At 32.8% G+C, this 12,671-nt stretch carries 11 protein-coding genes; 2 read left to right on the plus strand and 9 right to left on the minus strand.

Translation table 11 applies throughout. From position 1 onward, the window contains the following. Window position 1: 1 nt before the first annotated feature. The 6 genes from NMSP_RS07550 to NMSP_RS07570 form a co-directional block, all read right to left on the minus strand. Window positions 2–1,144, minus strand: coding sequence for a hypothetical protein (locus NMSP_RS07550; protein WP_086908170.1), 1,143 nt, complete (start codon window positions 1,142–1,144; stop codon window positions 2–4). A gap of 46 nt (window positions 1,145–1,190) precedes the next feature. After that, the gene (locus NMSP_RS07555) at window positions 1,191–3,842 is read right to left on the minus strand and encodes an adenosylcobalamin-dependent ribonucleoside-diphosphate reductase (protein WP_086908434.1); all 2,652 of its coding nucleotides are present in this window, start codon (window positions 3,840–3,842) and stop codon (window positions 1,191–1,193) included. 242 nt (window positions 3,843–4,084) lie between these two features. Continuing rightward, window positions 4,085–6,253, minus strand: a complete 2,169-nt coding sequence (nrdD, locus tag NMSP_RS07560; RefSeq protein ID WP_086908435.1) for an anaerobic ribonucleoside-triphosphate reductase — start codon at window positions 6,251–6,253, stop codon at window positions 4,085–4,087. A gap of 123 nt (window positions 6,254–6,376) precedes the next feature. Then, a complete protein-coding gene (locus tag NMSP_RS08555) occupies window positions 6,377–6,538 on the minus strand; it encodes a hypothetical protein (protein WP_192866167.1) in 162 nt (53 codons plus the stop codon). Window positions 6,539–6,607: 69 nt separating this feature from the next. Continuing rightward, complete coding sequence (locus NMSP_RS07565; RefSeq protein WP_086908171.1) at window positions 6,608–6,973, minus strand: Zn-ribbon domain-containing OB-fold protein; 366 nt, start codon at window positions 6,971–6,973, stop codon at window positions 6,608–6,610. Window position 6,974: 1 nt separating this feature from the next. After that, entirely contained in the window at window positions 6,975–8,138 is a 1,164-nt protein-coding gene (locus tag NMSP_RS07570; RefSeq protein WP_086908172.1) for a thiolase domain-containing protein, read from the minus strand. 48 nt (window positions 8,139–8,186) lie between these two features. On the opposite strand from NMSP_RS07570, the gene NMSP_RS07575 reads away from it, so the two are divergent. Continuing rightward, window positions 8,187–8,654: a topoisomerase DNA-binding C4 zinc finger domain-containing protein gene (locus tag NMSP_RS07575; protein WP_086908173.1), complete on the plus strand. Its 468-nt coding sequence runs from the start codon at window positions 8,187–8,189 to the stop codon at window positions 8,652–8,654. Here the strand turns inward: NMSP_RS07575 and NMSP_RS07580 are convergent. Genes NMSP_RS07580 through NMSP_RS07590 form a run of 3 tightly spaced genes read right to left on the minus strand, consistent with a single transcriptional unit; the run spans window position 8,638 to window position 12,182 of the window. After that, window positions 8,638–9,444: a carbon-nitrogen hydrolase family protein gene (locus NMSP_RS07580; RefSeq protein WP_086908174.1), complete on the minus strand. Its 807-nt coding sequence runs from the start codon at window positions 9,442–9,444 to the stop codon at window positions 8,638–8,640. The two genes, NMSP_RS07575 and NMSP_RS07580, sit on opposite strands and share 17 nt — an antisense overlap. 50 nt (window positions 9,445–9,494) lie before the next feature. Next, window positions 9,495–10,781 carry a redoxin domain-containing protein gene (locus NMSP_RS07585; RefSeq protein WP_086908175.1) on the minus strand — a complete coding sequence of 429 codons (1,287 nt, stop codon included), beginning with the start codon at window positions 10,779–10,781 and terminating at the stop codon, window positions 9,495–9,497. 12 nt (window positions 10,782–10,793) lie between these two features. After that, entirely contained in the window at window positions 10,794–12,182 is a 1,389-nt protein-coding gene (locus tag NMSP_RS07590) for a sialidase family protein (protein ID WP_086908176.1), read from the minus strand. A 91-nt stretch (window positions 12,183–12,273) separates the two neighbouring features. Here NMSP_RS07590 and NMSP_RS07595 point away from each other — a divergent pair, with 91 nt between their 5' ends. Then, complete coding sequence (locus tag NMSP_RS07595) at window positions 12,274–12,669, plus strand: winged helix-turn-helix transcriptional regulator (RefSeq protein ID WP_192866168.1); 396 nt, start codon at window positions 12,274–12,276, stop codon at window positions 12,667–12,669. The last annotated feature ends 2 nt before the right edge of the window (window positions 12,670–12,671 follow it).

Below are 12,671 nucleotides of genomic sequence, written 5' to 3' on the forward strand. Positions count from 1 at the left end.
TTTAGTTTAGCATTTGAATTTGAGTTTTAAATTCATTCCATCCAATTTTTCCATTTTGATTAACGTCTACAAGACCAGTATTACAATTATACTGATTCAATCTTTCAATTACATGTTCACTGGTACCCATACTTGAACCACCGCCTAAAGTGATTGTTTGATCACCAATTTTTTGCTCTTCTTTAACACAACTGTTTTCTTGTTGATCAATATACCTAAACCATGTCATAAATTCAATATCTGATTCATTTTGGGCATAAAAATCAAACAATTTTTCTACAAATAATTTTTGAGAATCATCATTTCCTTCTACAAAATCAGATGTACTCCAGCTTATTTCAAAAAATCCTATTTTTTTATTTGGTACAATTTCAAAAATCTTATTCAAATCTTCAATAGCCTCATCAGGGTTTTTACTTATTTCATTTAACGAATCAGTTGGAGTATATGAAAATGCAACAAAGTCACCAGATGACAATTCTTGTACAACATTTCCAAGATTCTTATTCAATACATTATGTAGAGCAAATGAATTACCAAAATTAACATCTGGATGTTTTTCTTTTATTCTATCATATACATTAGAAAACAGTTCTTGATATACTGGAATAAAGCGTTCATTGTATCTAAATTGTGATTCAGTTTCACCAGCAATTATTACCGAATCAATAATGTGATAACGTGAAAGAACAGCATCTAAAGCGGTAACTAGTTCATCTTGATTAATTCCATTTAGTGTGGGTTTTCCAATCCATTTAGGAAATGGTCCTAATGTTTCTCCATTAATAATTGAAAAGTAAAGAGTTACTTTATGATTATTTTTTTCATTTAATCCCATTAAAATATCAGATTGCAACCAATCAAATTTTCCTTCAACAGGTTCGATCATATTCCAATAAAGGTAAACATTACTTCTACCAATTCCGGTTGAAGAAGCATCTGCAAAGATTTCATCCAGTTGTTGTAATGTAACTGAGGAAGATGGAGAATTAATCACCATGCCAATTGATTCATTATTTATTTTAGGTGAAACTTGAGATATTGTCGTATCAGTATCATCTACAGAATTATCAGAAACAATAAAAACAAAAACTAATGCAATAACAGCAAAAACTGGGATTATGCCTAGTTTTTTCTTATCCATGAGGATAACAAAATAAAAGAAAGTAAAAAAGTTGTGATTCTGTTATTTATCCAGAGGTACAACCACTGTATCCACATTCAATACAGATACTACAACCTTCTACAAAGACAAGATTATTTTTACACGTAGGACACAATCGTTCCTCTGCAACTTCTTCTTGTTTTGGAGCTTCAATCTTTATTTCTTCATCATGGACTTTTAGTGCAAGTGATGCACCAACTTGTGTTTTGATGTATTTGTTTGTAATATTTTCATGGATGTAAGATAGCATGTATTCACTTGGTGCAACTTCAAATGTTTTTTCTGCATTCTCACTTGTCATGTGAAGAACTTGTTTATGTCTAGAGCCATCACGGTATACAGTCATACCTTTGAGTCCAAGTTCATGGGCTAACAAGTATGATGATTTGACATCTTCAGCTGTTACATCATATGGCATGTTGATTGTCTTTGCAATTGCGTTTCCAATCCAATCTTGCCATACACTTTGAGCCATAAGGTGATCAGCCCAGTGTATATCCATTGCAGTTACAAACACATCTTGCATCCATTGTGGAATTTCATCAATTCCACTCAATGAACCATAGTTGTCTGCAATCTTTTCAAGAATTTCATCTGTGTAAAGACCTTCATCTCTAAGAGCTTCTTCAAGAATCTTATTTGTGTAAAAGAATCTTCCAACAGTTACTCTTTTCTCAAATACAAGTGCAAATGCCGGTTCCATTCCATTTGAACAATCTGCAATCATAGAAAGGGTACCAGTTGGTGCTACTGTAGTAGTTAGTACATTTCTAATTCCATGCTTTTTGATTTTTTCAATTAATGGACCCCATTCAAATGAATGAGCACTTTTAGATTTTTCATAATATCCAGCTACTGGGATTTTACCTTCAGGATATTCAGTCTTGGAACATAATGGGAACTCACCACGAGATGTAGCAAGTGCAACACTTTCTTCCATAGAATAGTAAGTCAATGCTTCAGAGAGTTTTGATTGGAGTTCATATCCTTCTTTGGAATTGTATGGAATTTTGAGTTTGTATAATAGATCTGCTACACCCATTACTCCCAATCCAATTCTTCGAGACTCTTTTGAGGCTACATTGATTTCAGGAACTGGATAATGATTTACATCGATGATATTGTCCAAAAATCTTGTTGTTTTTCTAATGATTTCTTCATATCCTTGCCAATCAAATTCGTAAGAACCATCTGCTTGTTTTTGCGCATAGTTTACTAAGTTGATTGAACCTAAATTACAAGACTCGTATGGGTAAAGACTTTGTTCACCACATGGATTTGTTGCTCTAAGTGGAGCTTGTCTTGCTTTAGCAAATACATTGTATTTGTTAATTTGATCAAAGAAGATCAATCCAGGTTCTGCACTTTTCCATGCAGATAATGCAATTAAATCAATTAATTGATGTGCGTTAATTTCTTTAACTGGTTTTCTATCACGTGGACTTCTTAAGACATAATTTCCATCTTCAGTATTTACAAGTGCATTCCAGAAATCTTCCCAAATACCAACACTGACATTAAAGTTTTCTAAAACACCAGGTTCTGTTTTGTTTGTAATGAATTTTTCAACGTCAGGATGCCATGCTTCAATAATTCCCATGTTTGCACCACGTCTTTTACCACCTTGTTTAACAACTTCAGTAACTGTATTGATGATGTTCATGAAAGATACTGGACCAGATGCAACACCAGAAGTTGATGCAACAATATCTCCTTCTTCACGAAGATCAGAATAATTAATTCCAACACCGCCACCAGATTTGAAAATTAATGCAGCATCAGAAGTAGATTTCATAATCTCTTCCATACCATCATTCATTCCAAGTACAAAGCATGCAGATAGTTGTCCTAATCTTCCACCAGCATTCATCATTGTCGGTGAATTTGGCAAAAAGTTTTGTGCTGTCATCATTTCAAAGTATTCAGTAATTCTATCAGAATAAACTTCAAGTTTTTTTGCTGCTAATAATGTCAAAAGATCTTTGAAACTTACTTTCATTTGACCTTTGTTAGCAAGTGTGACATAATGATTGATCAAAGATCTAAAATGCCACTTGTTGAAGAAATAATCTCCTACTTTGAATTTATAATCAAAAGCATCTAATTTTTCAAGATAAGATTTAGCTTCATCTACATCTTGATTGTTATTACCAGATTTATCAAATATCTGAGAATCATATAGCATATCTCCAATTCCAACTAAAATTGCTACTCTCTCAAACATTTGTGTTGGAGTCTCGATAATTTCACTTTTTGAGTTTCTAAAGAGGTATCTTGAGGCTAAAACTCTCAAACAATTAAGATCAAATTTCTTTGAAACTGGATCCAATGATTTTAGGTTTAAAACTCTCATCTTCTCATCTCTGAGTTTTCGTCTTTCGTGTCTGTAAACTATGTAAGATTTTGCGATATCACTATTACCACTATCAATCAAAGTTGATTCTACAATATCTTGAATATCCTCTACAGTTGGTGATTTTTCGCTTGTAAATCCTTGTTCAACAAGTTTGTTTAGCACTTCTCCTGCTAGTTTATCTGCAACACCACGGTCGGCTTTGGAGGTGGCGGCTAATGCCTGGTATATGGCATTTGAAATTTTATCTAAATCGAAAGCCGTAACTGTACCATTACGTTTACGGATCTCATTGATCGTATTTTCTATTTGTGAATTATCCATTATAATATCTCCTACCATAGTAGAAAACTAGTATCTATAAACTTTCAACAGAATTTGTTTGAAATTTTGGTTGAACATTTTTTACAACGCTCCAATGTTAATCGTAGTGGTACAAAATCATAAAATGTTAAACGAGTATCGTATAATTAAATAGATGACAACAAACGAGTTAATAATTATCAGAACTTACTCCATACTCTCATTACGATGATCGCATTTAGAATTGGAACTTAATACAATAACTAGACAACATATGGGGATTTACATTTTGGACACTTGTCTTCAAATGGTTCATCCTTAAATCCACACTCACCACAGATAGGAGTTGCTCTTACAAGTTTAAATGATGGAACTAGTTCTGCAGTTTTTTCAATTGATTTTTTGACTTCATCGACTTTCAAGTTTTTATCAATATCTAAAGTTACAAGCAAGCCACCATTGAGTAATTTTGAGATTTTATTGGACTCAGAAATTATTTCAGACTTTGGAGTATATTCATCAATTTCTGAAGCATTAATCACAGTACCTTGAGAATAAAAGTCACTTTCCATAGAATTAAGACTAGAATTTTTGCCGTATTTTTCACCATCTAGAGTAGCAAAACGAGATGAACCCTCTGTTTCAGTCATACAAATAGTCACATTGTCGCCTAATTCTTTACCCTTTTTGGCGCCAACATCAACTGCAGTTTCAATAACTTTGTGAAGCACAGCACGACCATCCTTATTGTCTTTAAAGCCTAAAATGTTGAAAATAGACTCCCTAAGACCAACTAGATTTATGACCAAAGAAACAGAACTTCTTTGCATATATTGAGTATTTTTAGCAAGAATAGGATTGAGTCCTCTTCGGGTTAAATCTGAGATTTCTTTCTTTCTAAGTGCCATTGAAGCCAATGCAGGTTTCATTAGTAATGCTAATCTTGCTCTAAAGTAAGTCTCATCTTTGTTTGATTCAAATGCCAATCTAGGAAGGTTAATGGAAACAGATTGCAAATTGATTGCAAGTGAATTAGTAGATTTTGAAGAACCATTAGTTACTCCGCTACTTGCAGTTTGACCTTTGGCAATCATTACTTTACCACCAAGTAATAATATTTCAGAAATTGATTGTGATACATCAGTGATCTTTCCTTTTTCATTATCAATTATCAAACCAATTTTTGGTATTGGTGTAATTGCAACATAGTTTTTGTATGCATTAATGATTGAATGAATTATTTTTGTATCAGAGCCTAGTTGTAATCTAATTGATATGTTTGTACTAGTTTTATTATATTTAGAAGTAGTAGAAGCAGTTGCAAATGTATTAGTTAATTGTTCTTCTAGTTCTGGAAGTGATTTAGAATGTTTTGCAAACACTGCAACTAATCCATCTAGTACAACTTCCTTTGAAGCCTCCTTTGATAAAAGTGAAATTAAAACAGACAAAGAAGTTGTAATTTCATTTAGTTGTTTTGAAACATTGATTCTTGATACATCAAGATATTTTCCTCCAAGATCAAGTCCATCATCAAGTAATTCTTTTGCATTTACAAATATTGTGTCAGGAATCATAGACCAAACTCCAGGATTTGAAATATGTATATCTCCAGATAAGTGATTGTCAGCTACATCTTTTGGTAAAACGTTTGTTAACAAATGTTCAGCAAATATTTTTTGACCAGTGTTAAACAAAAGACCTTCAGCACCATTATCAACATTGTCTAAATTAGAAACCATTTCTTGAACATCATAAACAGGCATGCCTAGGCGTGCAAGTTTGTTTCTGTATTCTTCATGACCGTGTTCTAAAAGAACAGAATTTACCATATCACGAATTACTGCGCCTGTAAGATAGGTGGTTTGATACTTGTAGATTCTATTTTCAACTTCTTCAGTAATCTTTTGTGCTAATTCTAGTGGAAGGCTGCCTTCACGTACTAGTGATTGAATAATTTTATGAGAATTAAATTCTTCAATGGATTCGCCAGATGTTCTGACATACATTTTTCCACTTTCAATAATTGATCTTTCTTCAATTTGTCTGGCTAAACTTAAAACAAGTTTTCCAAGATTAGTGATTGTATAACGTCTTTCAGATTTGTTAAGTGCAACTAGTGATTGTCTAAGTAATTTTCTCAAGTGATATGCAAATTTTCCACTTTCTTTTTTAGATTTGAAACCAGCTAATGATTTTAGCTCAGAATATGTTAATGGTCCTTTAGAGTTTAAAATTCTAAGAATATCAATTCTATTAGGACTTGCCATGACAGAGAAGATCATTCTGACACGTTTTGATGTGGATTGTAAAATTCCACCACGTTTTGAATCAGAGTCGTCGTCGATATCAGAATCTAAATCTGCATCTAGATCGTCATCATCAGAATCTAAATCCATATTCATTTCTAATTCTTCTTCGTTCATTGTCATGACTAAGATCAAGTATAGGAGTAAATAAGACTTATGACTTGAATGATTCTAATAAAATAAAATAAAATATTGCAATGTAATAAAAAATATTAGAAAAAATATATAAAAAAGATCATGGTGTGATCATTTTTCTTCTACATCAAGTGAAAATTCAGATGTAGAAAGCTTTTGTCCACAAGACGGACACTTACCATTAGTAGGATTCAAAACATCTTTTAATGATTTTAACATTTTCATATCTTTGATCTTTTCTCCACATTTTCCACACGTTATTTCTACAGACATAAAATAATGAGATTTTTAAAATAATTAAGAATCTATTCTGATTTTTTTTAATAATTCAAACAAATATTTTTACTGTTTTTCTATGATGATTCCTCTTTCATCAAAACCAGTGATTTTTGCTCTAGTTCCAACAGGTAAATCATCAGGAGTTGCAATTCCTCCCATAAATCCAGAAATTCTCAATTCTGCATTATCTAATTGGAGTACTACAAAAGCATATGGAGTATGTTTTTCAAATCCTGCAGGCGGTACCGTGATAATAGTATATGTAGCAATTGAGCCTACACCCTCTAAAATAGTGTCTTCAAATCCTTTACTTCCACATTTTTGGCAGTAATATACTGTGGATAAATGGAGATGACCGCAACTTGAACATTTGTGAGTTAAAACTTTGCCTTCTTTTGCATTTTCAATCATTTGTTCTTCGACAGACATCTTACACACTCTGGAAAACATGTACTGCACAACTTGCACCAGTTGCACCAAAATTATGAGTTAAACCAACTTTAGCATCTTTTACAGTTCTTGCACCAGCTTTACCAGTTAATTGATCATATACTTCAACTACTTGTCCAATTCCAGTTGCACCGATTGGATGTCCTTTTGATTTAAGACCACCTGATGGATTAATTGAGATATCTGAATTTAATTTTGTTCTACCTTCACGAATAGCTTGTATACCTTGTCCTTTATCAAAGAAACCTAAATCCTCAGTGTCAACAACTTCTGCAATTGTAAAACAATCATGTACTTCTGCAAAGTCTACATCTTTTGCAGTAATACCTGCCATCTTGTATGCAGCTTCTGATGCAATCTTTGTACTTGGAATAGTTGTCATCTGTTCTCGTCCTTGTAATGCAGCAGGTGAACCACCTCTACCAGATCCAGTTACTTCAATGTAATCACCACCGTGTGCTTTTGCAAATTTTTCAGAACATAAAATTACAGAACTTGCGCCATCAGAAAAGGGACAGCAATCATAAAGTTTTAGGGGACTAGCAACTACTGCAGAGTTCATTACATCATCTACAGTAATTTTTTTCTGCATGTGTGCTTTTGGATTTAATACTCCGTTATCATGATTCTTTACTGCAACTGCTGCAAAGTCTTCTTCAGTTGCATCAAACTCTGTCAAGTAAGCTCTTGCCATTGATGCAAACAATCCTGGAAACGATGCACCTGCTTGACCTTCATAAAAGAAATCAGAACAATATGCAAAGTAAGTTGTTGTCCATTCAGTTCCAGTGTGAGTTACTTTTTCAACACCAGTTGCAATTAGACAATCATAGAATCCTGCTGCAATATTTGCATAGGCTTCTCTAAATGATACAGAACCACTTCCACAAGCTGATTCAATAGTTAATGATGGTTTATCTGGAATTCCCAACCTACTCATCAAAACAGGACCAATGTGTACCTGCTTATCTGCAATTCCAAAAACGTTAGAAATGTAAGATGCACCAATCTCTTTTGGGTCAATTCCTGCACTTTCTATGGCTGCAACTGATGCCTGAGTAGTAATATCTGCAATACTATCGGCTAATTTTCCATATTTGGTGCTTCCAGCGCCAAGAACACAAACCTTTTCCACAAAACACACTGACCAAAGTCCCTATAAAAATCGTTTTAGTAAATTCAACATCATAAAATGCCAAGAAGAAAAAGTAAGCTAAAGACAGTTCAAATTAAGAAGATCACTGCCAGACATATAATAAAAATTACAAAGTCAACAACAGAGGTTTTCAAAAAAGAGATCGCTCAATACTTAGACAATAATGGATTTCTATCATGGTCATCAAAAGAAAAAAAATACTTTCTTCTTGGAACAAATTCTCCTAAAAAGGGATTAGTTCAATGTCCACAGTGTAAAGTTGGAGAGTTGATGGTTATTCGATCAAGAACTACAAAAAAACGCTTCATGGGGTGTTCAAATTTTTATGACGGATGTAAAGCATCATCACCGCTATTACAAAAAGCAAGAATGAGAGCAACAAAAAAACCATGTGAGGTTTGCAAGTGGCCAATGATTATTTTTCGTTATTCAAGAAATCAAAAATGGACTCATCAATGTTCAAATTTTAATTGTGAAAGTAGAGTTACTAAATCTTCAAAGTAGTGTAAGTATCTGCTCTTCTATTTTTTAGTAGTGGTAAAGATTTACGAATTTGTTTTACTTTCTTTAAGTCAATGTTAACATAACCAATTCCCTGTTTCTTTTTCATATCAAGTAAAATTTTACCATACGGATCAACAACTAAACTTCTACCGCAATAAATATTTCCAACCTGATCAGGTGATACAACATAACATCCATTTTCAATTGCACGAGTTTTGTTAATTGTAATCCAGTGTTCCTCTTTCATAGGACCTTTAACCCATGCAGATGGTGCAATTAAAACTTCAGAGCCTGCAAGAGTAAGAATTCTTGACATTTCTGGAAATCTTAAATCATAACAGATCATCATACCAGTTTTTCCAATAGATGTAGAGACAGGTTTTGATATTTTTGAGCCTGCAATCATTTTTTTAGATTCTTTAAAGCCTAATGCATCATAAAGGTGAATTTTACGATATACAGAAATTACTTTACCTAAATTATTAATTATAAACGAAGTATCATAAACACGATTGTTTTTTTTAGATTTTTCATAAAATGAACCAACTACTTGAATATGATTTTCTTTTGCTGCTTTTGAAATACTAGATACAAAATTACCTTTAATTGTTTCAGATAAATTTGCAAGTTCCTTAGCAGTTTGAGATGATTTTGTATAAAACATCATAAATTCAGGAAATGCACATAATGTTGCATTTTTAGAAGATGCTTTTGAAATGTATGAAATTATTTTTTTTAGATTTTCTTCTTTGTTAGTTGATGCTTTGAATTGTACTACTGCAACTTTCATAAAATTGAATATGTTGATAAGAATAAAAAGATAAAGAAGTAGACCATCAATTACATTTTAAAGAAATTATTTAGATAGACTAATGATCCAGTAAGTAATACAATACCAAATATTACAAACAATCCACCTGAAATCTTTTCAATCAATAACATTTTTGATTTTATTTTTGTGAAAAATACTAGGAATCTATCAATTGCAATTGCAGAAATTAAAAAGGGAATTGCTAATCCTAATGAATAAACTCCAAGTAAGCTGGCTCCAGTAATTACTGATGAGCTAGATGCTGCAATAGTCAAAATACCTGCTAAAATTGGTCCTATACAAGGCGTCCAGCCTGCACCAAAGGCCATTCCTACAACTAAAGGACCAAATTTTCCAGAATTTCTTTTACCCATGTCAAATCTGATTTGTTTTTCTAATTTTGGGATTTTAAAAAGTCCAATCATATGCAATCCCAATACAATTAGAACTACACCGCCAATTCTTTCAATCCATTGAATTGAATCAAAAAATAGATTTCCCATAAAAGATACAGTTGTTCCTAATAACATGAAAATTATTGAAAAACCAATAACAAACATTATTCCTTTAACAGTTGCAGTTAATCTTAATTTACTTCTAGTAACTTGAGAAGTCTCTTGAGATAATTCTTTTGCACTCATTCCAGTAATCAATGATGCATAAACTGGAATCAAGGGTAAAACACAAGGAGAAAGAAAACTCAAAACTCCTGCACTAAATGCAATTACAAATCCTGCAATGAGTCCATCACTTAGAATTGTTGGTTCAGAAGATTGATAACTTGTTCCTTGAATTGTTGATTCCACTAAATTGATTGTGTCCTCAGAAACAGGATCAAAGGCTCCTTTCCATTGATAAATTATTTGTCCATCTGCATCAATTAAAAATGATTCAGGAACTCCAATTGTTCTAAATGCAAATTGAAATCTATTTTCAGGATCTAACCATACGGGATAAGTTAGATTATCTTCAGCCATTGTCTGAACTATTACTTGCTCAAAACCAGGATCATCAATACTTACACCAATTATTTCAAAGTCTGAACGAGGAAACATACCATGTAATTCTCCCAATGCAGGCATTTCTTCTCTACATGGTTCACACCATGTGGCCCACAAATTAACAAGGATTGTTTTACCTTGATAATCAGTAATAGAAACAGGAGTTCCATCCAATGCAATAGCTTTGTAATCTGGAGCTTGTCGGAATTCTTGTGCATCAACTGGCATTAATTGAGCGTCAGAAAATGAAAATGCAACTAAGAAAATACCTGAAAATAAAATTAGTATACTAGGAATTTTTTTCGATGTTTTCATATTAGTTCAAAACTAATTTTCAGCTGTTGTAATTTTAACAGAGTTATCGGTTTCAGTCCAAACAATTGATACCAATCCACTATCAGAGTCTATGTTAGTAAGTGATTTAGCATCATTTTCATTAATTGGGTTGTCTGATCTGATTAGTTCACCGTCAATGACTTGTGCAGTGAAAATCAATGCTTGTGTATCACCATATCTCCAAGATTTATCATTAGTAGAGAGTCCAGTTGCATCTTCCCATGTTAACCAAACAGTATCATCATTGTCAACTGTAATGAAGATTCTTTGTGGAGGAACCCAATCACCAGTTAAGATTGGCATTGGTTCGCTGAAACTTTGTCCGTTATCAGTTGAAGATGCATAATACATTCCTTGACGTTCAGTTGCACCAGTGTACCATGCAACATGCAAAGTTCCTACTGAATCAATTGCCATTGGTGCTCCAACGTGAACGCATCCCTTAAACTGGAATCCGTCATCATAAATTTTAACCGGGGCTCCAAATGTTTTACCACCATCAGTTGATGCTGCAACTACCATGTCTCTAACTTGAGTATCACCAGATCCGAAGACTTTACGCCAAGAGACATAAACACTGCCTTCACCATCTGCTGCAGTTTGTACGTTACAACAAGGACAAGCGTTTGCATCAATTAATTTAGTTGTATCAAAAGTAATTCCACCATCTAATGATTGTGTGTATCTAACTCCTCTATCACGAGACTTGTCTTTTTCCATGTAACCAGTTGAATTCATTTTAGTTGGACCGTCTAACCATGCCATGTGAATACCACCATGTCCATCAATAGACATATGTTGGAAGTATTTTCCTGAATGCAATTCATCTGCTCCAATTGTGATAGATGGTTCAAATGTTTTTCCATCATCAAGGGATGATGTGAAAATTAATTGTCTGTAATTGCCCATGAACATATTTGGTTCATATCGTGAATTGGCCCATGCAACATAGACTTCACCGTTATCACCAAGTTGAATTGTTGGTGCTACACGTCCATCTAAAGCAACATTGCCGTCAATCAAATTAACTCTAACTGATTCTGAAAATGTTTGTCCGTTATCAGTAGAGGTTTTTAAGAAAATGTTAGTTTTTTCGTCAACTGTATCTTGGTAAAGTACATAGATTTTACCATCATCACCAATTGTTACATTTGGTGCTGGCTGTGCTGCCATCATACTTTGAGCAATAGTAGTAGGTGCTGAAAATGAACTATTAGTATCTAAAATTGAAATTTCCTCTTCAACAATTGCTGGTTTTTCAGCCTCAGGCTGTTGAACATTAATTGTAACTTCACCAGATTCTGATGACATTAAGGCGAATGCTGAAATTCCTATAGCTGCAACAATTGCTACAGCTGCAATAGCCATTACTTTATTCATAAAATAAAAAATCCAAATTGTATATTAAATAATCTGGTGCATTCATGAGATGTACCAATTTACATTTTATTAATGAGTAAAAATTACTTTATTGGAAAATTATGAAAAAGTTTTAGAACATATTAAAAAAAATCCAGGACAAACACAAGCACAGATTACACACAGACTAGAAATTCCACAATCCACAGTAAAATATCATTTATTGGTTTTAGGTAAAGAAAATAAAATTTTTTCTGAAAAGTTATTCAAAACTCATTATTTTCCAATAGGAATAAGTGATGAATTAAAAATTGAATCTTGCATTAAATCAAATTATAATTTAAATGTAATTTTTGAAATGTGTAAAAATGAAAAGTCACTTGATGAAATTGCAGAATCTTGCAATATTTCAAAGAGTATGGCATCAAAAAGATTGCAAATTTTGGAATCACTTGATACAATTAAGAAAATTAAGGTAGAGAAGAAAATTAAATTTTGTAGAAATTAATT

It is taken from the genome of Candidatus Nitrosomarinus catalina, from assembly GCF_002156965.1.
Lineage (GTDB): Archaea > Thermoproteota > Nitrososphaeria > Nitrososphaerales > Nitrosopumilaceae > Nitrosopumilus > Nitrosopumilus catalinensis.